26 protein-coding genes, 2 tRNA genes and 1 other RNA gene are annotated in these 22,808 nt (G+C 68.4%); 15 read left to right on the top strand and 14 right to left on the bottom strand.

Annotated elements, in window-relative coordinates; genetic code table 11:
- Nucleotides 1-18: 18 nt before the first annotated feature.
- The 5 genes from ACYQ78_RS15165 to upp all read right to left on the bottom strand — a co-directional run bounded on the left by ACYQ78_RS15165 (nucleotide 19) and on the right by upp (nucleotide 3,189).
- Nucleotides 19-1,347, bottom strand: coding sequence for a helix-turn-helix domain-containing protein (locus ACYQ78_RS15165; RefSeq protein WP_459801456.1), 1,329 nt, complete (start codon nucleotides 1,345-1,347; stop codon nucleotides 19-21).
- A 145-nt stretch (nucleotides 1,348-1,492) separates the two neighbouring features.
- Nucleotides 1,493-2,023 carry a PH domain-containing protein gene (locus tag ACYQ78_RS15170; RefSeq protein WP_459801457.1) on the bottom strand — a complete coding sequence of 177 codons (531 nt, stop codon included), beginning with the start codon at nucleotides 2,021-2,023 and terminating at the stop codon, nucleotides 1,493-1,495.
- Nucleotides 2,020-2,187: a hypothetical protein gene (locus ACYQ78_RS15175; protein ID WP_157519910.1), complete on the bottom strand. Its 168-nt coding sequence runs from the start codon at nucleotides 2,185-2,187 to the stop codon at nucleotides 2,020-2,022. The genes ACYQ78_RS15170 and ACYQ78_RS15175 overlap by 4 nt, the downstream gene beginning before the upstream one ends.
- A 73-nt stretch (nucleotides 2,188-2,260) precedes the next feature.
- Complete coding sequence (locus ACYQ78_RS15180) at nucleotides 2,261-2,455, bottom strand: three-helix bundle dimerization domain-containing protein (RefSeq protein ID WP_459801458.1); 195 nt, start codon at nucleotides 2,453-2,455, stop codon at nucleotides 2,261-2,263.
- A 95-nt stretch (nucleotides 2,456-2,550) separates the two neighbouring features.
- Nucleotides 2,551-3,189, bottom strand: a complete 639-nt coding sequence (gene upp, locus ACYQ78_RS15185; RefSeq protein WP_459801459.1) for a uracil phosphoribosyltransferase — start codon at nucleotides 3,187-3,189, stop codon at nucleotides 2,551-2,553.
- 139 nt (nucleotides 3,190-3,328) lie between these two features.
- Here upp and ACYQ78_RS15190 point away from each other — a divergent pair, with 139 nt between their 5' ends.
- The 4 genes from ACYQ78_RS15190 to ACYQ78_RS15205 all read left to right on the top strand — a co-directional run bounded on the left by ACYQ78_RS15190 (nucleotide 3,329) and on the right by ACYQ78_RS15205 (nucleotide 4,889).
- Complete coding sequence (locus tag ACYQ78_RS15190) at nucleotides 3,329-3,817, top strand: tRNA adenosine deaminase-associated protein (RefSeq protein ID WP_061290611.1); 489 nt, start codon at nucleotides 3,329-3,331, stop codon at nucleotides 3,815-3,817.
- A 19-nt stretch (nucleotides 3,818-3,836) separates the two neighbouring features.
- Entirely contained in the window at nucleotides 3,837-4,319 is a 483-nt protein-coding gene (locus tag ACYQ78_RS15195) for a tRNA adenosine deaminase-associated protein (RefSeq protein ID WP_459801460.1), read from the top strand.
- A 23-nt stretch (nucleotides 4,320-4,342) separates the two neighbouring features.
- Entirely contained in the window at nucleotides 4,343-4,777 is a 435-nt protein-coding gene (gene tadA, locus ACYQ78_RS15200; RefSeq protein WP_459801782.1) for a tRNA adenosine(34) deaminase TadA, read from the top strand.
- 24 nt (nucleotides 4,778-4,801) lie between these two features.
- A tRNA-Ser gene (locus ACYQ78_RS15205) sits at nucleotides 4,802-4,889 on the top strand.
- 47 nt (nucleotides 4,890-4,936) lie between these two features.
- On the opposite strand, the gene ACYQ78_RS15210 is transcribed toward ACYQ78_RS15205, so the two are convergent.
- The 3 genes from ACYQ78_RS15210 to ACYQ78_RS15220 form a co-directional block, all read right to left on the bottom strand.
- A complete protein-coding gene (locus tag ACYQ78_RS15210; RefSeq protein ID WP_061290615.1) occupies nucleotides 4,937-5,227 on the bottom strand; it encodes a type II toxin-antitoxin system VapB family antitoxin in 291 nt (96 codons plus the stop codon).
- Nucleotides 5,228-5,260: 33 nt separating this feature from the next.
- Entirely contained in the window at nucleotides 5,261-6,118 is an 858-nt protein-coding gene (gene ypfJ, locus ACYQ78_RS15215; RefSeq protein WP_459801461.1) for a KPN_02809 family neutral zinc metallopeptidase, read from the bottom strand.
- A gap of 302 nt (nucleotides 6,119-6,420) precedes the next feature.
- Nucleotides 6,421-6,506, bottom strand: a tRNA-Ser gene (locus ACYQ78_RS15220).
- An 89-nt stretch (nucleotides 6,507-6,595) separates the two neighbouring features.
- On the opposite strand from ACYQ78_RS15220, the gene ffs reads away from it, so the two are divergent.
- Both ffs and ACYQ78_RS15230 read left to right on the top strand, forming a co-directional pair.
- Nucleotides 6,596-6,693, top strand: an RNA gene (gene ffs, locus ACYQ78_RS15225) — signal recognition particle sRNA small type.
- Between the two features lie 31 nt (nucleotides 6,694-6,724).
- Complete coding sequence (locus ACYQ78_RS15230; protein ID WP_459801462.1) at nucleotides 6,725-9,343, top strand: DNA polymerase III subunit gamma and tau; 2,619 nt, start codon at nucleotides 6,725-6,727, stop codon at nucleotides 9,341-9,343.
- A 5-nt stretch (nucleotides 9,344-9,348) separates the two neighbouring features.
- Here the strand turns inward: ACYQ78_RS15230 and ACYQ78_RS15235 are convergent, their stop codons facing one another.
- Together ACYQ78_RS15235 and ACYQ78_RS15240 are read right to left on the bottom strand one after the other, a co-directional pair.
- Complete coding sequence (locus tag ACYQ78_RS15235; protein WP_459801463.1) at nucleotides 9,349-9,828, bottom strand: hypothetical protein; 480 nt, start codon at nucleotides 9,826-9,828, stop codon at nucleotides 9,349-9,351.
- 12 nt (nucleotides 9,829-9,840) lie between these two features.
- Nucleotides 9,841-11,175 (bottom strand): helix-turn-helix domain-containing protein, encoded by a 1,335-nt coding sequence (locus tag ACYQ78_RS15240; protein ID WP_459801464.1) that lies wholly within the window; start codon nucleotides 11,173-11,175, stop codon nucleotides 9,841-9,843.
- Nucleotides 11,176-11,454: 279 nt separating this feature from the next.
- Here ACYQ78_RS15240 and ACYQ78_RS15245 point away from each other — a divergent pair, with 279 nt between their 5' ends.
- The 5 genes from ACYQ78_RS15245 to ACYQ78_RS15265 all read left to right on the top strand — a co-directional run bounded on the left by ACYQ78_RS15245 (nucleotide 11,455) and on the right by ACYQ78_RS15265 (nucleotide 15,351).
- Nucleotides 11,455-11,787 (top strand): YbaB/EbfC family nucleoid-associated protein, encoded by a 333-nt coding sequence (locus ACYQ78_RS15245; RefSeq protein WP_459801465.1) that lies wholly within the window; start codon nucleotides 11,455-11,457, stop codon nucleotides 11,785-11,787.
- A gap of 2 nt (nucleotides 11,788-11,789) precedes the next feature.
- Nucleotides 11,790-12,389 (top strand): recombination mediator RecR, encoded by a 600-nt coding sequence (gene recR, locus ACYQ78_RS15250; protein WP_459801466.1) that lies wholly within the window; start codon nucleotides 11,790-11,792, stop codon nucleotides 12,387-12,389.
- Nucleotides 12,382-12,915, top strand: a complete 534-nt coding sequence (locus ACYQ78_RS15255) for a DUF5063 domain-containing protein (RefSeq protein WP_459801467.1) — start codon at nucleotides 12,382-12,384, stop codon at nucleotides 12,913-12,915. Before recR ends, ACYQ78_RS15255 begins: the two co-directional genes overlap by 8 nt.
- 91 nt (nucleotides 12,916-13,006) lie before the next feature.
- Nucleotides 13,007-14,281, top strand: a complete 1,275-nt coding sequence (locus ACYQ78_RS15260; RefSeq protein WP_459801468.1) for an aspartate kinase — start codon at nucleotides 13,007-13,009, stop codon at nucleotides 14,279-14,281.
- Complete coding sequence (locus tag ACYQ78_RS15265; protein ID WP_459801469.1) at nucleotides 14,278-15,351, top strand: aspartate-semialdehyde dehydrogenase; 1,074 nt, start codon at nucleotides 14,278-14,280, stop codon at nucleotides 15,349-15,351. Before ACYQ78_RS15260 ends, ACYQ78_RS15265 begins: the two co-directional genes overlap by 4 nt.
- Here the strand turns inward: ACYQ78_RS15265 and ACYQ78_RS15270 are convergent.
- The gene (locus tag ACYQ78_RS15270; protein ID WP_459801470.1) at nucleotides 15,348-15,875 is read right to left on the bottom strand and encodes a hypothetical protein; all 528 of its coding nucleotides are present in this window, start codon (nucleotides 15,873-15,875) and stop codon (nucleotides 15,348-15,350) included. The genes ACYQ78_RS15265 and ACYQ78_RS15270 overlap by 4 nt on opposite strands.
- 267 nt (nucleotides 15,876-16,142) lie before the next feature.
- On the opposite strand from ACYQ78_RS15270, the gene ACYQ78_RS15275 reads away from it, so the two are divergent.
- On the top strand, nucleotides 16,143-16,763 hold the full coding sequence (locus tag ACYQ78_RS15275) for a TetR family transcriptional regulator (protein WP_459801471.1): 621 nt from the start codon (nucleotides 16,143-16,145) through the stop codon (nucleotides 16,761-16,763).
- 40 nt (nucleotides 16,764-16,803) lie between these two features.
- A complete protein-coding gene (locus ACYQ78_RS15280) occupies nucleotides 16,804-17,547 on the top strand; it encodes a bestrophin-like domain (RefSeq protein WP_459801472.1) in 744 nt (247 codons plus the stop codon).
- Here ACYQ78_RS15280 and ACYQ78_RS15285 read toward each other — a convergent pair.
- Nucleotides 17,528-19,027 carry a hypothetical protein gene (locus ACYQ78_RS15285; RefSeq protein ID WP_459801473.1) on the bottom strand — a complete coding sequence of 500 codons (1,500 nt, stop codon included), beginning with the start codon at nucleotides 19,025-19,027 and terminating at the stop codon, nucleotides 17,528-17,530. The two genes, ACYQ78_RS15280 and ACYQ78_RS15285, sit on opposite strands and share 20 nt — an antisense overlap.
- Before the next feature lie 91 nt (nucleotides 19,028-19,118).
- On the opposite strand from ACYQ78_RS15285, the gene ACYQ78_RS15290 reads away from it, so the two are divergent.
- On the top strand, nucleotides 19,119-20,066 hold the full coding sequence (locus ACYQ78_RS15290) for an LLM class F420-dependent oxidoreductase (RefSeq protein ID WP_459801474.1): 948 nt from the start codon (nucleotides 19,119-19,121) through the stop codon (nucleotides 20,064-20,066).
- Nucleotides 20,067-20,126: 60 nt separating this feature from the next.
- Nucleotides 20,127-20,492, top strand: coding sequence for a YkvA family protein (locus tag ACYQ78_RS15295; RefSeq protein ID WP_459801475.1), 366 nt, complete (start codon nucleotides 20,127-20,129; stop codon nucleotides 20,490-20,492).
- A gap of 244 nt (nucleotides 20,493-20,736) precedes the next feature.
- Here the strand turns inward: ACYQ78_RS15295 and ACYQ78_RS15300 are convergent, their stop codons facing one another.
- Both ACYQ78_RS15300 and ACYQ78_RS15305 read right to left on the bottom strand, forming a co-directional pair.
- Nucleotides 20,737-21,933 (bottom strand): amidohydrolase family protein, encoded by a 1,197-nt coding sequence (locus ACYQ78_RS15300; RefSeq protein WP_459801476.1) that lies wholly within the window; start codon nucleotides 21,931-21,933, stop codon nucleotides 20,737-20,739.
- A gap of 69 nt (nucleotides 21,934-22,002) precedes the next feature.
- Complete coding sequence (locus ACYQ78_RS15305; RefSeq protein ID WP_459801477.1) at nucleotides 22,003-22,797, bottom strand: SURF1 family cytochrome oxidase biogenesis protein; 795 nt, start codon at nucleotides 22,795-22,797, stop codon at nucleotides 22,003-22,005.
- Between the last annotated feature and the right edge of the window lie 11 nt (nucleotides 22,798-22,808).

Here is a 22,808-nt window from a genome sequence, read left to right on the forward strand (position 1 = left end):
TCCGGAGCTCCGGGAGGCTTATCGCGTGAGCACCGCCGGAGCGACGATGCCAGGCATGTTCGCGTGGACGCCCACCGCTTCGAGCGCCCTACGATACGCCTTCGACTGATCTTCGCGGGAACCGGCCTGACCCCAGAGGTCTCCCAGCTCACGCCAGGTGCGGGCCGCCTCGCGGTCGGGCGCGGGCCCGGTCGCGGTGAGGAGGTCCTGAGCCTTGCGCAGCTCGGTGGACGCATCTTGGGACCGTGCCAAACGGACTTCGGCCAGCACGAGATAGGCGGTCGCCGGAATCGTTCCGCGAATGCCGACCAGCTGGTCGAGGGCGCGATTGGCCAGTTCGCCGGCACCTTCGGTGTCACCGGAGCGCAGGCGCACCGACGACATCACGATCAGGCTTCGGGCGTGGTCGAGGTGCTCGGACGGGAACGCGCCCAGAACCGACCCGGCGGACGCGGCCAGAACATTGGCGCGGTCCAGATCGGCGTCTTCGGGATGCGTGGCCGTGATCTTCGCCCAGGTCATCGCGATGCGGGCCATCCGGACCGCCATGCGCGACGGCCGTCCGGCCGCGATCGCGTCTTCAGCGAGCTGCACCGCGAGCGCCGAGTCCTCCCCTTCTGCGGCGGTCACGCTGGCCTGCCAGAGCGCGAGGATCTCGGTCGTTCGGTCTTCGACCTGCGGCAGCCCATTGGCCACGAGCACGCGGTCGACGAACGGGAGTCCGGTCTCGGTCTCGGCAAGCGCGGCGGCGAGCTCCACGGCGAGTTCGCCCTGGGTGACCCCCAGCGACTCGACGCGGGCCAGCGCGTGTGCTCCCAGATCGCGGGCGCGGGCGAGGTCGCCGGCCCGGTGGTAACACCGGCAGAGGGCGACGGTCAGGGGCAGTGCGGCCAGGCGCTCGGGGTGGGCGCCGGCCTCCCGCCGCAGTCGTTCATATGCTTCGACGGCCCGGCCGATGCGGCCCTGCGCCTCAAGTGCGCGGGCCCGGCCGAGGCGGGCGTGAGCGGCGAGCATGGCGTTGTCTTCGCCGGCCGCCTTGACGATGTCACTGAATCGGTCGGCCGCCATGGCCGGGTCGCCGTGGTGCAGCTCGAGTTCGGCGTGCCGGAGGCCAAGCTCGGTGTCGATCCGCTGACGCGGTTCGATTCCATGAAGGAGGAACTCTGTCGTGCAGCCGAGTCGCTCGGCGAGAAGGCGGGCGACGACGGGCGTCGGCGTTCGCTTCCCCGATTCGATGAGAGAGACGTAGCTGTCGGACAGATCGGGCCCAGCGAGCTGGGCCTGGGACATGCGCCTGCTCAGTCGCAGCGCTCGGACGCGGTCGCCTATGGTTCCCTGACTCGGCATCTGTTCTCTCAGGGCAGGGGATTGGTCAATGGTCCCGCCATGATGGCACGAAGCTGTCGAATCGGGTAACCCTCCCGTCAAGAATCCCGAGGGCGAACTATGTTCGCTCCTCGGGAATCCTTGCTGGAAAGCGGCATTTCGGACGTTAGTCGTCCGAGTCGTCCTTGTTCGGGAAGATCATCTGGCAGACCTCGAGGTAAAGCGTCTCGGGGTACGGAATGTAAGGGACCGTCCGCAAGGCCTGGTCTTGACCGGCCGATTCCATGACGAATTCCCCGTAACCCAGGATCCGGCCCATGAGGTCACGCTGGAAGCTCATGTCGGTGACCTTGCCGAGGGGCATCATCGCGACCTTCCGGGTGATCAGCCCGGTGGCCAGCATCATCCGCTGCGACGTGACGACGAAGTAGTCGACCGACCACTCCGCCACCTTCCAGACGAAGCGGATCAGCAGCAGCAGCCAGGCCCACCAGATGATGACGAGGGCCTGGCCGTTGTCGCCGGCGCCGAGAAACTGGCTGGCGACTCCCGCGAGGATCAGGCCGCCGAAGATCTCGGCGACCGGCCGGAGCAGCACGGCCGGGTGGCGCCGGACCATGATGACCTGGTGCTCATGGGGAAGTAAGTATCGGTTGACTGAGGACGGGGCGGAGTCCCCGTGGGTGACTAGTCTCATGACAGTCGCGCGAAGAATTGGGCCACTGAGTTCGCGCCGTTGACAACCCCCGTGACCGCGCCGGTCACGGTGTCGGCGGCGTCATGCGGCCGCGACAAGAGGTAGAAAGCCACCAGAGCAACAGCTCCCCACTTGAGAATCTTCTTGACCTGCACTGCGGTCACCACTCCCACTGAGTCATAGATTACCCAGGCACCTGGTTCGGTAAAGCGCATAAAGCCGGAACTACCGGCCTCGCTATGACTCCGTCGCGGTAGCGAGTACCTGAAGGTGCCGGCGCGCGATGCGCTCCACCAGCCCGGGATAGGCGTGACCCGTCACTTCCACGGCCCCATGGTGGGCGGCCTGAATACAGCGCGTGACAGTGGTGGCCGGATGGACTCCGTCGAACTCGTCGCGGAGCGCGGCCTCGACCTGCTCGTACTGACTCATGGCTCTCCCTGGTGCGCGCCCCCACGTACAGCGAGTGACGCTAAAGAGACGTCGTCACTACTGTACGTACCCGAGCAGTCACCAAGTGTAACTAATCAGACGACACCGTAGAGCCGGTCTCCGGCGTCTCCGAGGCCCGGCATGATGTAGCCGAGCTCGTTGAGACGCTCGTCGAGACCGGCGGTGACGACCTTGATGGGGCGGCCCGAGTCGCGGAAGACCGACTCGAGGTGGGCCAGGCCCTCGGGGGCGGCCAGGAGACACAGTGCGGTCACGTCTTCGGCGCCGCGGGAGAAGAGGAACTCGATGGCGGCCGCGAGGGTGCCGCCGGTGGCGAGCATGGGGTCGAGCACGAAGCACTGCCGCCCGGACAGATCCTCGGGCAGGCGGGTGGCGTAGGTGGAGGCCTCGAGGGTCTCCTCGTTGCGGATCATCCCCAGGAAGCCGACCTCGGCCGTGGGGAGCAGCCGCATCATCCCGTCGAGCATGCCGAGGCCCGCCCGCAGGATCGGCACTACCAAAGGTGTGGGGCGAGAAAGTCGTACACCCTGGGTGGTGGTGAGGGGGGTCTCCACGGTCACCTCGGTGACGCGGACCTCCCGGGTGGCCTCGTAGGCCAGGAGGGTCACCAGTTCGTCGGCCAGCCGCCGGAACGTCGGCGAGTCGGTCCGCACGTCACGAAGTGTCGTGAGCTTGTGCGAAACGAGCGGATGATCAACGACATGGGTCTCCATGGGTACAAAAGGTAGCGCGAGGCGGAACAGACATCCGAACCCGCCCGGCGGTTTTGATCACAATTTGCGCGACAACCGGACGGGGGTGTCGCGCGTCTGAAACCATTACGGCCGTGATGATCGCGTCCGTGGAGACCAGATGACCGACGAAGACGTTCTTGACTTCGCCATCGTGGTCTACCGCGAAGACGACCAGTGGGAAGCCGAGATGCTCCCGGTGGCGCTCACTTCTGACCTCAGGGGCCTGCTCCAGGCCCTTCGCCAGCAGCCCAGCAGTGCCGGAACGATTGGCCTGGTGGCTGTGGGGGATGACTTCTTCGTGGCATTACGGGTCTTCGGCGAGCGGGTGAGTGTCTTCCTTTCCGACATCACCGCGTCGTGGGAGTGGCCGCTGGCACGCCAGGTCCTCGACTTCATCGACATCCCGGTGCCCGAGGAGGAGGAGCTCGACAGCGTGCTGCCCGCGGGCGACCTGTCGGTCTTCGCCGACCTCGGCCTCGACGAGATGGAGCTGGGGGCGCTGTCGGGCGACCGCGACCTCTACCCCGACGAGGTGCTGTTCAGCATCGCCGCCCGACTCGGATTCCGCGACCCCTTCGAACGCGCTGTCGACGCCATCATCGGCTGACAAACCCCGGGACCTCGCCATGCCCACGAGAACCAATCTGTTCGCCGCCGCTTTCCTGCGCACCAACGGCCGCTGGTCCGGGGCCGAGGTCGACCTGTCCGAGGCCGAGATCGCCGACGACGTCGGCGACGCGGTCAGCGAGGCCCTCGGCCTGTCGGGTGACGAACTCGTGCTGCTCTGCGTCGAGGTCGAAGACGAATGGTTCGCCCTCGTCCGCTACGAGGGCGAACTCGACCCCCGGGTGTTCCTGTCCGACGCCCAAGCCGGGGTGACCGACCCGCTCGGCGAGCTGTTCGCCGAGCTGGCCGGCATCGCCGTCGACAAGGAGACACCCGACCTCGGGGTCCGCCCCGGCGGCGACTTCGAGCTGCTGTCCGACTTCGGGCTGCGCGCCGAAGAGCTGCTGGAGCTGAGCGTCGAAGAGGGCATGCTGCCCGCCGACGTCCTGTCCGTCGTGGCCGAGCGCCTCTCGTTCGCCGAAGACCTCGACCGGCTCAGGTGACTTCTTCCCTGTACGACCAGGCGATGGGTCTGGCCCTTTCCGAGGCTCGCGAGGCTTTTCAGCGGGGTGAGGTGCCGGTGGGCGCCGTCGTCCTCCGCGAGGGCGAGGTGCTGGCGCGGGCCTCGAACACGAAGGAGTCCTCCGGCGATCCGACCGCCCACGCCGAGATCCTGGCCCTGCGGGCCGCCGCCTCGGTGGCAGGCGAGTGGCGGCTGTCCGGGTGCACCCTCGTCGTGACGCTGGAGCCCTGCACCATGTGCGCCGGCGCCGCCGTGCTGGCCCGGGTCGACCGGATCGTCTACGGGGCGGTCGACGAGAAGGGCGGGGCCGTCGGGTCGCTGTGGGACGTGGTGCGCGACCGGCGGCTGAACCATCGGCCCGAGGTGGTCATGGGCGTACGCGAAGAGGAATGTTCTTCGCTTCTGTCCGCCTTCTTCACCGCGAGGCGCGAACACTGACCGAAGTCCGGTAAGCTGCTGCGCGGTGGTGTCTCCTAGTGGCCGATGGAGCGCGCCTCGAAAGCGCGTGTAGGGCAACCTACCGTGGGTTCAAATCCCACCACCACCGCCACAGACGACGACCCGGTGTGATCATCACACCGGGTCGTTCTCGTTTTCCTAGAGTTCCAGCACCCGCGCGTGCAGCACCGAGCGCTGGTGCAGCGCCGCACGCAGAGCCCGGTGGAGCCCGTCTTCCAGATAGAGTTCGCCTTCCCACTGCACGACGTGTGGGAAGAGGTCACCGTAGAAGGTGGAATCCTTGGCCAGCAGGGAGTGCAGGTCGAGAACGGCTTTCGTGGTGATGAGAGCGTCCAGCCTGACCTGGCGGGGCGGAATCTGCGCCCATTCGCGATGCCCGAGGCGGTGCTCGGGATAGGGACGTTCGTCGCCGACCAACTTAAAGATCACGCTATGTAGTTTATGAGACGAAGGTGGCCCGGGTCAGATCGACCCGGAGAACGTGTCACATCGCGCGGGATCCCCTGATTCGTAGCCGTTCGTGAACCAGGTCACCCGCTGCTCCGAGGTGCCGTGGGTGAACGCGTCGGGGTTCACCTGGCCACCGCTCTTCTGCTGGATCGAGTCGTCGCCGACCGCCGAGGCGGCGTCGAGCGCCTCCTGGATGTCGGTCTTGGTGAAGGCCGTGGCGAAGAAGCCGGTGTCGACGGCGTTCTTGGCCCAGACGCCCGCGTAGCAGTCCGCCTGGAGTTCCACCCTGACCGACCCGCTGTCGGCACCCTCGCCGCCGCTCTGTTCGAGCGTCCCGGTCAGGTTCTGTACGTGGTGGCCGTATTCGTGGGCGATCACGTACGACTGGGCGAACGGGGTGTTGGCGGCGCCGAGCTGCGATTCGAGCTGGTTGAAGAAGCTCAGGTCCAGATAGACGTAACGGTCGACCGGGCAGTAGAAGGGCCCCACGGCCGAGTCGGCCGCCCCGCACTCCGTCTGGACGCCCTGCTCGAAGAGCGCGGTCTTGGCCGTCTGGTAGCCGTCGACCTGGGTGGCCCAGTAGTCCTGGAGGCTGTTGACCACGCCGACGACCCGGCACTCTTCGTCCTGGTCGGCGTCCGCCCCCGTCTTGCACTTGTCACCGAGATCACTGGACGGCTGAACGCCGGGGTTCTCCGCGCCGCCCCCGCCGGTGATGTCACCGGGGTTGAGGCCGAAGACGAGAGCGACGATGAGCGCGATGATGCCGGCCGCGCCACCGCCGATCGCAAGCCCGCCACCGGAGATGCCACCCCGGCCACGGTTCTCGACCTGAGAGGAGTCGAGTTGCGCTTGGTCATCGAAATCCATGACGCCCCGACTGCCCCGGAGAGGGGCGATCATGCGGGCACGACTACCGCAGAGGGGGCCGGGGGGAAGGCCGATGGTCGACCCCCTGGCCGGTGCCGGGCGGGGTCCGGGTCGCCGAGGGCGGGGCGGTGGAGTGGGCTCGTTGTGGAGCGGAGCGGGAGCGGGTGGTTGGCGCCGGATACGGCGAGTGCCGGGGGCGGTGGGCGGGGCCGGGGTGGGCGGAGCCGTAACGGAAGAAGAGGATTTTTGGCTTGGAAACGGAGAAGGGGCCGGTCGACTGTGCGACCGGCCCCTTCTGGGGGCGGAGGATAGGGGATTTGAACCCCTGATCGGTTTCCCGAAACACGATTTCCAATCGTGCGCCCTAGGCCAACTAGGCGAATCCTCCGCCGAGAAGCTTACATGACTTGGCGCATGCGCCGTCCTTTCCTTTTCGCGGCGGCGGGCACAGGTGGTCGGGGCGGCGGATAGACTGTCCTCGGACCCCTCGCGCGGCGTCATCCTGTGAACCTCCCCAGGGCCGGAAGGCAGCAAGGATAAGCGGGCTCTGGCGGGTGTGCGGGGGGTTCTTTGCTTCCGGTTCTGCTCTCCCCGAGGAGACCGTTCATGAGTCTCGCGCTCTACCGCAAATACCGTCCCGGGACGTTTGCAGAGGTCAAAGGGCAGGAGCACGTCACCGACCCGCTCCGCCAGGCTCTCAGAAGCGGGCGCATCAACCACGCCTACCTTTTCAGCGGTCCTCGGGGATGCGGCAAGACGTCGAGCGCGCGGATCCTCGCCCGGAGCCTCAACTGTGAGCAGGGGCCGACGCCCGATCCGTGTGGCGTCTGCGAGTCGTGTGTCGCCCTGGCGCCCACCGGGCCCGGCCACCTCGACGTGATCGAGATCGACGCCGCCTCCCACGGTGGTGTCGACGACGCGCGTGACCTGCGCGAACGGGCCTTCTTCGCGCCCGTGTCGGCGCGGTTCAAGATCTACATCATCGACGAGGCGCACATGGTGACCCGCGAGGGTTTCAACGCGCTGCTCAAACTCGTCGAAGAGCCGCCGCCGCACCTCAAGTTCGTCTTCGCGACGACGGAGCCCGAGAAGGTCATCGGGACGATCAAGTCCCGCACCCACCACTATCCGTTCCGGCTGATGCCTCCGGCGACGTTGAAAGCGCTGATGGAGGAGATCCTCGCGTCGGAGGCGGTGCCTTATGAGCCTGCGGCGCTTCCTCTGGTCGTGCGTGCCGGGGCCGGGTCGGCCCGGGACTCCCTGTCGATCCTCGACCAGCTCCTGGCCGGGGCCGACGAGAACGGGATCACCTACGGGCGCGCGGTCTCCCTGCTCGGTTACACCGATGGTGACCTGCTCGACGAGATCGTGGGGGCTTTCGCCCGGCGTGACGGCGGGCTGGTCTTCCAGGCGGTCAACCGGGTGATCGAGGGCGGGCACGACCCGCGCCGTTTCGCGACCGATCTGCTGGAGCGGTTCCGCGACCTCGTGATCCTGGCGAACGTTCCCGAGGCGGCGGCCAACGGGCTGCTCGACCGACCCGCCGACGAGCTGGAGCGCCTGCAAGGGCAGGCGGCGGCGATGGGTCCGGCGGAGCTGACCCGGGCGGGGGAGATCTTCAACGCCGGGCTGACGGAGATGCGGGGGGCGGCTTCGCCCCGGCTGCTGCTTGAGCTGATGTGCGCGCGGATTCTGCTGCCGGCGGTCGAAGGTGGGGAAGCGGCCATGCTGACCCGTCTGGAGCGGCTGGAGCGCGACGGGGGCGGGCAGCACGGGGGTGCGCAGCAGGCGCCCCGGCAGATCGGCAACCCGGGTTACCCAGCGCGGCCGCACCCGGGCGCTGAGCATGTCGCGGCAGCTGGCGGTGGACAGCCCGGTGTCTATCAGGCTCAGCAGCCGGGTGCTCCGCTGGTTCAGGGTGCACAGCCCGGCGGTTATCAGGGCCATGCTTCACAGCCGGGCACTCCGCAGGTCCAGGGTTCGCAGCCAGGCGCTCACCAGGGACAAGTCCAGCAGCCGGGCGCTTCGCAGGCTCAGGGCCCGCAGCCTGGTGGTTACCAGGGTCAGCCCGGCTCTCAGCAAGACCCAGCCTCGCAGGCTGATGTTCACCAGGGCCAGGGTGCCCAGGCTGGTACTCCGCATGGCCACGCTCCTGGCGTTTCCCATGGGCAAGGCTCTCAGCATGGGTCGGCCTCCCAGGCTGGCGCGCAGCAGGGGCAGGCGGCGCAGTCTGACTCGCGGAACGGTGCGGCTCAGCAGGCGAGCGCTGTCGCCTCGTCGGCTCCGGCGGGTGTGAGCCCGCAGGGCGGTGACGACTGGCCTGAGACGGTGAAGCCCGGCTCGGGTGGAGTCCCGGCCGCTGCTCCCCCGGCCGACGACTGGCCCGCGGCCGTCAAGCCGGGCTCCGGTCGGCCCGCCGCCGATGTCCCGCCAGTGGGGCAGGCTTCTGCTCAGGCCGGTTCGCCTCCCTCTCAGCCGAGCGCCCCGCAGGCGTCCGGCGGTGGTGCGGGCGTGGTCGCCCAGGTGTGGCCGCAGGTCCTTGAGGCGGTCAAGAACCGTCAGCGGGTCGCCTGGATGATCATCAACGCCCAGGGCCGCCTGCTCGGCGCCGAGGGCAACGTCGTGACGGTCGGCTTCGAGAAGCCGGGGGATGTCCAGGGCTTCCTGAAGGGCAAGCGCGACGAGGTCGTCGCCGCCGCCCTCGGTGACGTGCTCGGTGGTCACTGGCGGGTCGACGTCGTCACGGGTGGAACGGGAGGCGGCCAGACCGCCCGTCCGTCCCAGCCGTCGCCGCCACCGGCGCCCCCGCCGCCTCCCGCGCAGCCCGCCCAGCCTGTTCAGAACTCTCAGGCTGCTCCGCAGGCCCAGCCCGTACAGCAGCCTTCGCCCGCGCGGGAGGCCGCTTCGCCGCGCAGGCAGGCCGAGAAGCCGTCGACCGACGAGTCGTGGCCCGACGCGCCGACGGACGAGTTCGAACGCCCCGCTCCGCAGTCGGCCTATGAGGCCCCGCCACCCAGGGCGGCGCAGCCGGCACCTCGACCGGCGGCCTCCGCGCCCGCCCGCCAGGCCTGGCCGGACGCGGTGCCCACACGTTCGAAGAAGTCCGACGAAGACGACGTCGACCCCGACAACGACGCCGACGTCGACTCCGACGGCCTCTCAGGCCTGGCCCTGCTCCAGAAGGAACTCGGCGGCCAGGTCATCCAGGAGATCGACCACTCCTGACCGGCTCAGGCCGGAGGCCCTTCGGCTTTGATGCCCTGGACGACGTCCATCAGGTCGTCGGCGGTCAGGGGGTTCTCGGTGATGCGGACCGTCAGGGCCACTCCTGGGGAGTCGAGCCAGAACGCCTCGGTTTCGGTCGCCAGGCCCGGGGTGCCGTCTTTCGAGAACTCCTTGAGGTCCCAGGTCTCTCGTTCGTCGTATTCCGTCAGGAACTCGCGGAGTGACGGCAGGTCGGTCAGGCCGTCGCCGCGGAGGACCGCCACCCGCAGGTCGGCCTGGTGGCCTTCGGGGATCTCGCGTTCCCAGACCCGGGTGGCGAAGGACACGTCTTCCCACTCCGTTTCGAAGTCGCTGACCGCGGCTCCCGTCACCGCCGGGACGTGGGTGACGGCGAAGCCGTTGAGGGTGCCGCCGTCGCGGCCCGCCGCGCCCGGCGCGGGGGCGGAGACGGCGAGGACGGAGGCCACGAGGAGCGAGCCGATCATGGAAAAGGTCTCCTAGGAGGAGTGGGTGAGGCGGACGGACGCAGCCGCGTGGCGGTGGTCCTCCACCGGGACGATCGACATGATGCGCTCCAGGATGGCCACGTCGTCACGGCCCCCGCTCGTCTGTGCATAACTCCAGAGGTGGGTGGCGTTGCCCTTGCCCAGGATCTCCGACCTCACGCGGGCCTCCAGTTCGCTGCGTTCGCGGCGGATCTCGGGGGACTCCGAGCGCGGCAGCAGCGGGCCCTGGTAGCGGTTGACGACGGTGTCGAGGTCTCCGGTGGTCAGTGCGCGGCGGACCGTCAGGAGGTCGGCGGCGACCTCTCCCACCAGGCGATATGGCTTCGCGGCCACGGCGCCGGGGAGTTGCGCGCGGAGGCGGTGGATCTCGGCGCGGATGGTCACGGGGTTGCCGTCGTCGCCGTACAGGAGAAAAGAGAGTTGTTCGGCGGTCAGGCCGCGGGGATGGGTGGCGAGCAGGGTGAGGATCTCGGCGTGACGCAGGGAGAGGGCCACGCGGCCGCCGCCGTATTCGGCGAAGGGGGCGCCTTCGAGGACGGCCAGAGACAGCCTCGGGACGGCGCCACGACGGGGATTGACCAGGTAGGAGTCGCCGAGGAACTCCACGTCGCCCACCCGGCCGTCGGGGAGGACGACGCGGTCGCCCTCCGACGGGAGTGAAACACGTTCCCCCCGGAACCGGTCTCCGGCGATCACCCGGCCGCTGCACGACACCAGCAGGCCCGGCCGGTTGGCGTGGCGGCCGCGGATGCGCTCGTCGTTCTCCTTCATGCGCAGCGCCAGGTGGCTTTCGGCCAGCTGGGCGGCGGCGCCGACCAGGGCGACCGTGGCGGGGGGCAGCGAACTGGAGGTGCCGCTGATGTCGACGCAGCCCAGCACCTCGCCGGTGTCGGGGTCGACGATGGGGGCGCCGACGCACGACCAGCCGTGGAGGACCTCGATGAGGTGTTCGTCGGCGTAGACGCTCATGGGGGCGCCGGCGGCCAGGGCGGTGCCGATGCCGTTGGTGCCCACGGCCGACTCCGACCAGGCGAAACCGTCGGCCAGACCGATGCGGTCGCCGTGGCGGAGGACCTCGCGGTGGCCGTCGCGCCAGAGGATGTTCCCGTCGGCGTCGGTGACCACCATGATGTGGGCCGCCTCGTCGGCGATCTGCAACAGGGTGTGACGGAGGAGGGGGATCAGCTCGCGCAGGGGATGGGCGGCTCTGGCGGCGGAGATGTCGCTCTTCTCGTACACCAGTGGTGCCGCTGCGACGCCGGGGTCGACCCCGGCGGCGAGCGAGCGGCGCCATGACGCGGAGATGATCGTGTCGCGTGATCTCACAGGCCCCAACCCTCCCGGAATACTGATCCACAATCTCCAGGAGTAACCGATTGATCGCAACCTGTATGCAACGTTCCGGTGGCTACGTTTGGTTCTGCCACTCCGGGCCGCGGCCGATCCGGAGTGGAAAAGGCCGGGTCTCGGACGCTTGGAGGGGGGCCGGGACCCGGCCAGCACCGCACTGGCGAACACGCTCCGTGCTCCGGTGTCAGATGAGCGGCAAACACCGTAGGCTCGTCGGGACGAACTACGTCGCCGGTCGCTGAGGAGCGCACGATTGTGAACCCAGAAGTCAACCTGCAGCAGTTGCTGGAGCAGGCTCAGCTCATGCAGCAGCAGCTCGTCTCGGCGCAGCAGGAGCTCAACGACGCCGAGGTTCAGGGAAGCGCCGGCGGGGGCCTTGTGGTGGCGACCGTCAACGGCAGTGGCGAGCTGCTCGAACTGAAGATCAACCCGAAGGTCATCGACTCGGGTGACGCCGCCGAGACGGTCGAGACGATCGCCGATCTGGTCATCGCGGCCGTGCGCGACGCCGTCCGCGCCGCCGGTGAGCTCCAGCAGGAGAAGCTCGGCCCGCTGTCGCAAGGCCTCGGCCAGCTGCCAGGTTTCTAAATATGTACGAAGGCGTCGTCCAGAACCTGATCGACGAACTGGGTCTGCTGCCCGGCGTCGGTCCCAAGAGCGCGCAGCGCATCGCCTTTCACCTGCTGTCGGCCGATCCTGGCGATGTGAAGAGGCTGGCCCACGCCCTTCTCGAGGTGAAGGAGAAGGTGCGCTTCTGCCGCGTCTGCGGCAACGTGGCCGCCGAGGAAGAGTGCAAGATCTGTCGCGACCAGCGCCGCGACCCCCACGTCATCTGCGTGGTCGAAGAGTCGAAAGACGTCGTGGCGATCGAGAAGACGCGCGAGTTCCGGGGGCGCTACCACGTGCTGGGGGGCGCGATCAGTCCCATCGACGGGGTCGGCCCCGACGACCTGCGGGTCCGCGAGCTGATGACCCGCCTCGCCGACGGCGAGGTGACCGAGCTCATCCTCGCCACCGATCCCAACCTCGAGGGCGAGGCCACGGCCACCTATTTGGCCAGGCTCGTCAAACCGATGGGTTTAAGGGTGACACGGCTGGCCAGCGGTCTGCCTGTCGGCGGCGATCTGGAGTACGCCGACGAGGTCACGTTGGGCCGCGCTTTCGAAGGACGGAGACTGCTGGATGTTTGACGAAGAGTGGAAGGACCTGGCCGACCGGGTCGGCGGGCACGCCCAGAACTACCTCGACGGCCTGACCCGGCTGGCGGGCGGCGAGGGTGGCGACGCCATCCTGCCGCTGCTGCTGGTGGAGGTGGCCCAGGTCAGCCTGGCCGGTTCCCAGCTCGCGGCCGTGCACGACGTGATCCTGCAGGGCAACGTCGAGCCGGCCCTCAGTGAGGATCCCGACATCGACCCGCTGCGGGTGGCGCTGGCGGCCCGGCTGGGCCCGGTCGACGACTACGCCGAGGTGTTCGACCCTTACAAGGACACTGCGGTCACCCCCTACCGGCTCTCCGACGACCTGACGGCGGTGGCGGCCGACCTGATCCACGGCCTGCGTCACTACCGGGCCGGACGGCCCCTCGAGGCGATCTGGTGGTGGCAGTACTCCTACTTCAACACCTGGGGTAACCACGCGGGGGCGGCTCTGCGGGCACTGCAGGCGCTGGTGGCGCACACGCGGCTCGACGTGGCGGAAGAGGTCACTGCGGTCTGAGGTTGTCCACATGCTGGGCTAACTCAGTTGGCCCTCTGGGGCACGTAGCTAAACTGTGAACTCCACGTCCTGATTCGTTCGGAGAGATCCAGTGGCGCTCGTTGTCCAGAAGTATGGTGGTTCGTCCGTAGCCGATGCCACGAGCATCAAGCGTGTCGCGCAGCGGATCGTCGCCACGAAAAAAGCGGGCAACGAGGTCGTGGTCGTCGTCTCCGCGATGGGCGACACGACTGACGAGCTCCTCGACCTCGCCCAGCAGGTGTCGCCACTGCCTCCGGGCCGTGAGCTCGACATGCTGCTGACCTCCGGCGAGCGCATCTCGATGGCGCTGCTCGCGATGGCGATCGCCAACCTGGGCCAGGAGGCGCGCAGCTTCACCGGGTCGCAGGCCGGCGTGATCACCGACTCGACCCACGGCAGGGCGCGCATCATCGACGTGTCGCCCGGCCGCCTGCGCGACGCCCTCGACAAGGGCCACATCGCGATCGTGGCCGGGTTCCAGGGTGTCTCGCAGGACACGAAGGACATCACGACGCTGGGGCGCGGCGGTTCCGACACGACCGCCGTCGCCCTCGCCGCGGCCCTCGGGGCCGACGTGTGCGAGATCTACACCGACGTCGACGGCATCTTCACCGCCGATCCGCGGATCGCCGCGAGGGCCAGGAAGATCCCCCGCATCTCCTACGAAGAGACGCTCGAGATGGCCGCGTGCGGCGCGAAGATCCTGCACCTGCGATGCGTGGAATACGCGCGGAGGTTCAACCTCCCGATCCACGTCAGGAGCTCGTTCAGCACCAAGGAAGGCACCTGGGTCACCTCCGACCCCGCGACCGAAGGAACCGAAGTGGAGCAGCCCATCATCTCCGGCGTGGCACACGACCGGAGCGAGGCGAAGATCACCGTTGTCGGCGTGCCCGACAAGGTCGGAGAGGCTGCCGCCATCTTCCGCACGCTCGCCGACGCCGAGATCAACATCGACATGATCGTGCAGAACGTGTCGGCGGCGACGACGGGCCGGACCGACATCTCCTTCACCCTGCCGACGAGCGACGCCTCCACGGCGCTGACGGCGCTGAAGAAGATGCAGGCCCAGGTGGTCTTCGAGACGCTGCTGTTCGACGACCAGATCGGCAAGGTCTCGCTGATCGGCGCGGGCATGCGGTCCCACCCCGGTGTGACGGCGAAGTTCTTCGGCGCGCTGGCCGACGCCGGCGTCAACATCGGGATGATCTCCACCTCGGAGATCCGGATCTCGGTCATCGTCGACCAGGACCAGGTCGACGCGGCGGTCAACGCCGCACACTCGGCGTTCAATCTCGACGCCGACCAGGTTGAAGCTGTGGTTTACGGAGGAACCGGCCGATGAGCACCAAGCCCACCCTCGCCCTCGTCGGGGCGACCGGTGCCGTCGGCACCGTCATGCGCGAGATCATCTCCGGCCGGGAGGACATCTACGGCGAGATCCGTCTCGTCGCCTCGGCCCGTTCGGCCGGCAAGGTCCTCCAGGTCCGCGGTGAGGACGTCGTCGTCCAGGCGCTGGCCCCCGAGGTGTTCGACGGCGTCGACATCGCGATCTTCGACGTGCCCGACGAGGTGTCGGCCACCTGGGTGCCGATCGCGGCTGAGCGCGGCGCGATCGCCATCGACAAGTCGGGCACCTTCCGGATGAACCCGGAGGTTCCGCTGGTGGTGCCCGAGGTCAACCCGGGCGACGCCGCGAACCGTCCGCTCGGCATCGTCTCGACCCCCAACTGCACCACTCTGTCGATGATGGCCGCCATGGGCGCCCTCCACGAGGAGTTCGGGCTCAAGGAGCTCGTCGTGGCCTCCTACCAGGCCGTCTCCGGCGCCGGTGTCGCCGGTTCCGCTCGTCTGTACGACGAGGTCGAGGCTCTGGCCGGTGACCGCACCGTCGGCACCACGGCCGGTGACGTGCGCAAGGTCCTGCAGAACAAGCTCGGTGACGGCGACGACACCTTCCCTGCGCCGGTCGCGTTCAACGTCGTGCCGTGGGCGGGCTCGCTCAAGGAAGACGGCTGGGCGTCCGAGGAGCTGAAGCTGCGCAACGAGTCGCGCAAGATCCTCGGCATCCCCGGGCTGAAGGTCTCCGCGACCTGCGTCCGCGTCCCGGTGATCACCACCCACTCGCTGGCCGTCCACGCGACCTTCGAGCGCGAGATCACCGTGGCCGACGCCCACCGGATCCTGGAGGCGGCGCCGACCGTCGTCCTGGTCGACGACCCGGCCAACGGCGTCTACCCGATGCCGATCGACGTTGTGGGCACCGACCCGACCTACGTCGGCCGGGTGCGGCAGGCCCTCGACTTCCCCAACACGCTCGACCTGTTCGTGTGCGGCGACAACCTGCGCAAGGGCGCGGCCCTCAACGCGGCCGAGATCGCCGAGCTGATCGTCGCCACCGAGTTCGCCGGCTAGCGGAACAGGATGTCCCAGTGGTCACTCTCCCGGGCGAAGAGGTCTTCCTCGGGAGAGATGTAGAGCTGTGAACCGTCCCCGCGCTTGCCGTGGGGCGTCAGCTTGCGGGTGATGTAGCGGTCGAGGCAGCGGTTGGGAGCCAAGTCGATCTTCCAGCCGTTGCCGTGACTGTGGACGCCCACCGCGTGCCCGGTCTCGGTGCCGCCCGTCACGATCAGCCGGCAGCCCGACATGCGCTTCAGCTCGATCGTCTTCAGCAGGGTGCCGAGCCTGACGGTGTGCAGCGACGTACACGTCGGGCGGTTCTTGTCGACGCAGTTGCCGGTGGAGCGCCAGCCGAGGCCCGCTTTGGATATTCGGCGCATCGCGTAGTTGTGGTGGACGCGGGTGTTCATCGCGCGGCGCCAGGTCCAGTAGCGGACTTTCAGCACTCCCGTACGGAATGCGGTGCGCACCCCGGTCGGCGCCTCGACGGGCCGGAAGGTCAGTTGTGGTCTGACGCGCTGAGTGTCGGCTTCGGCCACAAGGCCAGGGAGCGAGACCAAAGCGATGACGGTCAAGCCTGCGACACACCAGCCGGTCGTGCGTTGGGTCATTCTACTTCCCCCATTACTCTCCGTAGCGCGGTGGGGGAGCTTGATCACAGGCTTAACTCCCACACCGAGACGGGAGCCACCCCCGGAGAGGCCGACTGTTTGGGGTAACTCGGCCATCATCTGGTGGGTTCATGACCTGACGGGGGCTGGAGACGTACAGTGACCGATGTGCCCAGGTCGAGCAGGGATCTCATCGTGGAGACCGCGCTGCGGCTATTCCGCGAGCGAGGGTACGACGCGACGACAATGCGCGCGATCGCGGCCGAGGCCGGAGTTTCCGTCGGCAGTGCCTATTACTATTTCGCCTCGAAAGAGCAGCTCATTCAGGCCTATTACGATCGGGCCCAATCGGAACACGAGGCGGCCTCCCGGGAGATTCTCGCGCGGGAAAGGTCGTTCGCGCCCCGGCTGCACGGCGTGCTCTCGGCGTGGGTGCGGGTCTCGGAGCCCTACCACGCGTTCGCGGTGAAATTCTTCAAGCACGCGGCCGAGCCGGACAATCCCCTGAGCCCTTTCAGTACCGAATCGGCGCCGGCCCGCGATTCCTCGGTGGCCCTTTATCGCGAGGTCGTCGAGGGCTGCGCCGATCGAATGGACCCGGAATTGCGCGGTGAACTGCCCGAACTCCTGTGGCTGTTGTCGATGGGGGTCGTGCTGTTCTGGGTGCACGACACTTCGCCCGGATGCGAGCGCACCCATCGGCTCATCGACCGGAGTGTTCCCTTGGTCGATCGTTTGGTCGCGCTTTCCTACCTGCCGGGTTTGCGTGGTGTGACACGAGATTTCATCGAGGTGGTCCGCGAATTGCGGGAATGATCTGATTACTCTCTGTCACATGGCGTGGGTCTTCTGGTTTGTGGCGATTGTCGTAGTGGCCCTGTTCGCGATGCTGACGTGGCTGCGGCGCAGCGGGCGTGACGACGAGGAAGGCGGCGCGGGGCCGATCGACTTCGCGGTCAACATCGCGCTGGCGGTCTTTCTCGTGGTCGTGGCCTATGCGGCAGTGCTGTGCCGGGATGCCATTTCGGCGTCCGACGCCGACGTGAGGGCCGAGTCGGAGAGCCTGGTGGAGCTCTATTGGGCGGTGGCCCCGCTGCAGAAGTCGGCGGAGGTGCGGGATCTGGTGCGGGCGTACACGACCCAGACCATCGAACTCGACTGGCCCCGCATGCAGGAGGAGTCCCTCGACGGCCGGACCGGCGTGACCCTCGACTCGCTCCGGACCGCGATGCTCAGGTTGCCGTCGACCGATTCCGAGCTGCGCGCCGAGGCCCTGGCCCGTGCGGCCGAGGTGTCGCACGCGCGGGCGGCTCGGGCGGACAACGCGACATCGGGGTTGGAATCGGTCTTCATGGCGTCGATGGTCATCTCCGGCCTGCTGGTGATCGCCCTGCCGTGGGCACTGCGACGGCGGCCGACGGTACCGTCGGTGATCGCCGACGTGGTCCGGGTGGCGACGGTGGTGACCGGGATCGTGGTGATCCAGCTGATTTCGCACCCGTATGGGATCGAGGGCGTGGTCGACCCCGGGCCCCTCAAGGAGGCCCAGGTCCGCTTCGACGAGATCGACCGTCTTCTCCCTAGCGGCGCCGCCGCCTGAGCACCGCCCCCGCGGCGACCGCGATCACCGCCGTGAACAGCACAACGACGACGGACTCCCGATCCGTGGGCTGATGCGCATCAGCCTGCGCCATCCGCTTCCGAGCCCGCACGATCGCCCCATCGGCCAGGGGCTCGGGGTTGATCTGAACCGGGGCTGGAGCCATGGGGGCCGGCGTATTCCCGGGAGCAGCCTGCCCCGGAGCGGCCGCGTCGGGGGCCGCCGGATCGGGCGCGGCTGGGTTGGGAGCGCCCGGATTGCCGGCGGCTGGGTCGGGAGCGGCCTGGTTGGGAGCGGCCGCGGCGGGGTTCGCGGGGTTGGCCGGTTCTTGGGCGGCCGGTGCAGCGGGCGGCTGTACTTGGGCGGGCGGATTCGCAGACTCGGAGTGACCGTTCGGCCGCTCTGCAGAGGCCGGCCTTTCGGGTTGCGCAGGGTTCTCTTTCTGTACGAGCTGAGCAGGCGCCTTGGGCTCGGTGGCTTGGCCGGGGTCCTGCTCCGAAGCGGGATTCTGGCCTTGCGGGGAAGAAACCTGCGACGGCGGAAGCGCGGCAGCAGGAGTATCCACAACAGGCTTGTCCACAGCTGGGCTATCCACAGCCCCGCTGTCCACAGCGGGGATGTTCACAGGCTGCGCTTGTGCAGTGGCTGTGTCCGCAGGAGGTCTGTCCACAGCAGCTGAATCCACAGGCGGCGTTTCCACAGCAGGCATTTCCACAGAAACGGCTTCCACAGGTGGTGTCGGAGCTTGTGCGACGGAGGGTGTGTCGGCGGCCGGTGACGACACGGTCGAAACCGGAAGCGCGACGGTGGGTGCCTGCGCGACTGGAACTGCCACCCAGACGGTGGGCACCTGCGTGACCGGAACCGGCACCAGGACGACGGGTACCTGTGTGGCCGGGATCGCCGCCACCAGGGCGGGCGTATGCGCGACGGTGGATGTCTGCGTAACAGGTACTGCCATCAAGACGACGGGCGTCTGTGCGGCGGGAACTGTCGCCACGAGGGTGGGAGTCTGCGCTGTCGGCATTGCGGCCACGACGTCGGCTGCCGGAACCGGGGCGGTGGGTTCATTTTCCACACGCGGGATTTCCGCATGCTGCTCTTCCACAGCCGGGATCTCCACAGCCGGGATCTCCACAGCCGGGATCTCCACAGGCTGGATTTCCACAGAGAGTGTTTCCACGTCGGGTACCGGTACAGGGCCGATGTCCACAGACGTGAGGTTCGTGGAACGGGTTTCCCCAGCCGTCGCCGCCGGGTTCAGGGAGATGAGGGGCAGGGCCAGGATGTCCGTCGACGGGGTCGGGGCCATGTGCAGGCGGATCCACTTTCCCTGGGTGACCGGTTCCGGGTGCAGAACCCATGCCAGGGCGGCTCTCGGCAGGCGGATGGTTTGGGTGCGTTCGCAGTTCAGCTGGATCAAAGGGCCGTGCACTTCCGCGTGACAGGACGTTCTCACTTCGACCGGGATATCTGCCATTTCTTCGTTCTAGCAGGTCAGAGGGCATTTACTTGACGTACCGAACGGTTGGTATGCTCGTGGCCTCAATCGAAGACGGCCGGGAGGCACTGTGGCGCGCTGGGGAATCACCATCCCGTTCGCGGGGAGCGGTCTCGATCGGGACCTCATCGCCGAGCTGCCGGATCTCGGTTACACCGACGCGTGGTCGGCCGAGGTCAACGGCAGCGACGGATTCACTCCGCTGGCGCTGGCCGCCGAATGGGCGCCCGAGCTGCGGCTCGGCACGGCGATCGTGCCGGTCTCCACGCGTGGCCCGGGGCTGCTGGCCATGACGGCGGCCACGGTGGCCGACCGGGCGCCCGGGCGGTTTCTGCTCGGCATCGGGGCCTCCTCCCCCGCGATCGTCGAGAAGTGGAACGCCGGCGAGTTCGTGAAGCCCTACGCCCGCACGCGCGACACCCTGCGCTTCCTCCGCAGGGCGTTGAACGGCGAGAAGGTCAGCGAGACCTATGAGACCTTCTCGGTCCAGGGGTTCAAGCTGGAGCAGGCGCCGAAGACGCCGCCGAAGATCGTGCTGGCGGCGCTTCGGCCGGGCATGCTCCGGCTGGCCGCCGCCGAGGCCGATGGGGCGATCACGAACTGGTTGGCGCCGGGGGACGTACCGAAGATCAGGGGTGAGATCGGCGACGACACCGAGCTGATCGCGCGGCTGTTCGTCATCGTCAGTGAAGACGCCGACCGGGTCAGGGCCATCGGGCGGCGGATGATCGCGGGGTATCTCACGGTGCCGGTGTACGCCGCCTTCCACGACTGGCTGGGGCGCGGTGAGGTGCTGCGGGCGATGCACGAGGCGTGGGCGGCCGGTGACCGGCAGGCGGCGTTGAAGGCGATTCCCGACGAGGTGGTCGACGATCTGATCATCCACGGCACGGCGGAGCAGTGCCGGGCGCGGGTCGGCGAATACGTTCAGAACGGGCTCACCACTCCCGTTCTGGCGCCACTCGACTTCGGTGACCAGCCGATGGACCAAACGGTGAGAATTTTGGCCCCGAAGTAACGGAACCAACGCCGCAAAGCCCTCCGTTATCGGGGCAAATGGCCGGGCAGGGAGGCAACCATGGTGAAGGCACGGCGGGCGGCACAGGCATACAAGGTCTACCAGGACATTTCCCGGCCGGGCAGCCCCGGGCTGGGCGCCCGCATCCGCGCCCTGCCCCGCATGCTGTCGGGGGCGCTGCGGGGTGACTACCGCGAGCTGGGCAAGGGCAAGCTGGCCCTGATGGGCATGGCGATCCTCTACATCGTCAGCCCTGTTGATGTCGTACCGGAGGCGCTGTTCCTGGCGCTCGGCGTGGTCGACGACTTCGGTGTGTTCCTGTGGCTGGCGTCGTCACTCCTGGGCGAGAGCGGCCGCTACGTCGACTGGGAGCGCAGGAACCTCGCCATCACCCCCGAGCCGGGAGCCGGCCACGACCGCATCTGAGCGCTGACGCCGAGGCGCCGGTGACCACGGGTGAGCCCGACCGCCACCGGCGCAATGACGCGACCTGCAGGTATCGGGGATCTCGTGCTCCCCGACCCAGAATTGGTGACGGCGAAGCCGATGATGGGGCCCACCGCGCCGAGTGCAGTCGGCCCCTGACGGCAGCGGGAGTCGCACAGGCGGGCCGCGTTCCCCTAAGCCACCCGTGCGATGTCCATGGCAGGCGGTGCCACCAACCGTTGTGTCAGATCTCTTCCTGGCGGAGCCACGCCCTCGATGGCAGCGGGTGGCCGAACAGCCGGGCCGCGTTTCCGTAGGCCACCCGGGCGATGTCCGCCGGAGGCAGGTTGCCCAGGCGCTGGGCCACCGACCGCTGGGTGTCGGGCCACGACGACTCGGCTCGGGGGTAGCCGCTCTCCAGGAGGACGTGTTCCATCCCCACCGCCATGCGCACCCCGCTCAGGGCAGTGTCGTCGAGCGTGCCGAAGAAGAAGTTGCGGCGGAGGACCTCGCTCGGGCGCAGGCCGCCGTCCCAGGCCGACTCGCTGGAGACCGGGTGGTCGAGCGCGTAGTCGGCGCGTTCGGCCAGCAGGGGGAGCCAGCCCACGCCGCCTTCCACGATCATGATGCGCAGGCCCGGGAAGCGCAGGGGGATGCCCGACCACAGCCAGTCGGCGCAGGCGAACATCGCCGTCGAGGGCATCAGCGTCGTGATGGCCTCAATGGGGGTGTCGGGGGAGGGCACGGGGGCCCACGACGAGGCGCCGGTGTGGAGGCAGACGACGGTGCCGGTCTCCTCGCAGGCGGCCAGGAACGGGTCCCAGTGGCCGCTGTGGATCGACGGCAGGCGCAGGCGGGTGGGGAACTCGGGGAAGACGACGGCCTTGAAGCCGCGTGCCGCGTTGGCCTTGATCTCCTTGGCGGCGACCTCGGGGTCGGGGAGCCACGGGAGCTGCAGGGCGATGACGCGCTCGGGGTAGGTGCCGGCCCACACGTCGACGTGCCAGTCGTTCCAGGCCTTCACCAGAGCTAAGCCGAGGTCCTGGTCGCGGGTGCGGGCGAAGGCGACACCGGCCTGGTTGGCGAGCATGCCGGGGAAGTTCAGGGCGGCCCAGATCCCGGCACGGTCCATATCCTCGATGCGCGCGTCGACGTCGTAGCAGCCGGGGCGCATGTCGTCGAAGCGGACCGGATCGAGGGTCCACTGCTCGCGAGGCAGGCCCGCGCCGACGTCGATGCCCGCGGCGGGGTAGGTCGCGCCGCCGTAGCGCCACACCTGATGGCCCGCGTCGGTGTCGACGACCTTGGGAGCCGCGTCGCGGTATTTGGCCGCGAGGCGGTTCTCGAAGACGTCGGGCGGCTCGATCACATGGTCGTCGACCGAGATGATGACAAAATCCCGCCGCCTCGGCTCAGGGTCGGGAAGCGGCGGTGTGGTCACAGCAGTCAACGGTAGGGCCAAGGAATAACGCCAAACAAGCTGGCAGGTCTCCGGTTGGTATCCGTTCGTTCACGTCACGGCGTGGCTGGTCGCCTCATCCGCCCCACCATTATCAGTGGTTTCCCGCCGATCGTGAAGCTCTCGGCGGATGAGAAGAATCCAGCCGCCGATCGCCACCCCGATGAACAGCCACCACTGCACTCCGTAGGCCAGATTGAGCCCTCCGCCACCAGCCGATTCGGGCGCCGGGACGGGTTCGGGAGCTTTTTCGGAAATCGGCTGCTGTTCGATGAGATCGACGTACCCGCCGTAGAGGGGGGAGCCGACCAGAGCGCCGATCGGGCGGTCGTTGATGAGGAGGACCTGGCCCGCCGGAAGTCCCTGGCGGTCGATGATGCCGGTCGTCTCGGTCGTCTCGGCCGGGCGGAGGCGGCCCGTCAGGGTCACCTGGCCGCCGGGGGGCGGGGGGATGTCGGGGAGGTCGTCGATGGTCGAGCCGGCTTTGACCCAGCCCCGGTTGACCAGCACGCTGCCGCCGGGGGTCGTCAGCGGGGTGAGGACGTAGAAGCCGACCTGGCTGTTCTGGGTGCGGCGGCGGACCAGGAGCTCGTGGGCGGTGTCGTAGGTGCCGGTGGCGGTGATTCTGCGGAACTTGTCTTTTTCCGGTACGGCGCCGCCCACGCTCGTCAGCGTCTCGAACGGCACCGGGGGCGCCGCGAGGTTGGTGGAGTTGCGGTCTTCGGCGGCGGAGCGGGTTTCGTAGCGGCCGAACTGCCACCGGCCGAGGAAGACGAAGGCCGGGATCACCAGCAGCACCACGACATGAAGCGCCAGCCAGCGGGGGGTCAGCAGGAACCGGTACACGCCCTACAGAC

Source organism: Herbidospora sp. RD11066 (genome assembly GCF_054661255.1).

Bases quoted from the DNA above. Each gene is read 5' to 3' on its own strand.
- ACYQ78_RS15165 (WP_459801456.1), bottom strand. From the start codon at position 1,347: ATGCCGAGTCAGGGAACCATAGGCGACCGCGTCCGAGCGCTGCGACTG.
- ACYQ78_RS15170 (WP_459801457.1), bottom strand. From the start codon at position 2,023: ATGAGACTAGTCACCCACGGGGACTCCGCCCCGTCCTCAGTCAACCGA.
- ACYQ78_RS15180 (WP_459801458.1), bottom strand. From the start codon at position 2,455: ATGAGTCAGTACGAGCAGGTCGAGGCCGCGCTCCGCGACGAGTTCGAC.
- upp (WP_459801459.1), bottom strand. From the start codon at position 3,189: ATGGAGACCCATGTCGTTGATCATCCGCTCGTTTCGCACAAGCTCACG.
- ACYQ78_RS15190 (WP_061290611.1), top strand. From the start codon at position 3,329: ATGACCGACGAAGACGTTCTTGACTTCGCCATCGTGGTCTACCGCGAA.
- ACYQ78_RS15195 (WP_459801460.1), top strand. From the start codon at position 3,837: ATGCCCACGAGAACCAATCTGTTCGCCGCCGCTTTCCTGCGCACCAAC.
- tadA (WP_459801782.1), top strand. From the start codon at position 4,343: ATGGGTCTGGCCCTTTCCGAGGCTCGCGAGGCTTTTCAGCGGGGTGAG.
- ypfJ (WP_459801461.1), bottom strand. From the start codon at position 6,118: ATGGATTTCGATGACCAAGCGCAACTCGACTCCTCTCAGGTCGAGAAC.
- ACYQ78_RS15230 (WP_459801462.1), top strand. From the start codon at position 6,725: ATGAGTCTCGCGCTCTACCGCAAATACCGTCCCGGGACGTTTGCAGAG.
- ACYQ78_RS15235 (WP_459801463.1), bottom strand. From the start codon at position 9,828: ATGATCGGCTCGCTCCTCGTGGCCTCCGTCCTCGCCGTCTCCGCCCCC.
- recR (WP_459801466.1), top strand. From the start codon at position 11,790: ATGTACGAAGGCGTCGTCCAGAACCTGATCGACGAACTGGGTCTGCTG.
- ACYQ78_RS15255 (WP_459801467.1), top strand. From the start codon at position 12,382: ATGTTTGACGAAGAGTGGAAGGACCTGGCCGACCGGGTCGGCGGGCAC.
- ACYQ78_RS15265 (WP_459801469.1), top strand. From the start codon at position 14,278: ATGAGCACCAAGCCCACCCTCGCCCTCGTCGGGGCGACCGGTGCCGTC.
- ACYQ78_RS15285 (WP_459801473.1), bottom strand. From the start codon at position 19,027: ATGGCAGATATCCCGGTCGAAGTGAGAACGTCCTGTCACGCGGAAGTG.
- ACYQ78_RS15295 (WP_459801475.1), top strand. From the start codon at position 20,127: ATGGTGAAGGCACGGCGGGCGGCACAGGCATACAAGGTCTACCAGGAC.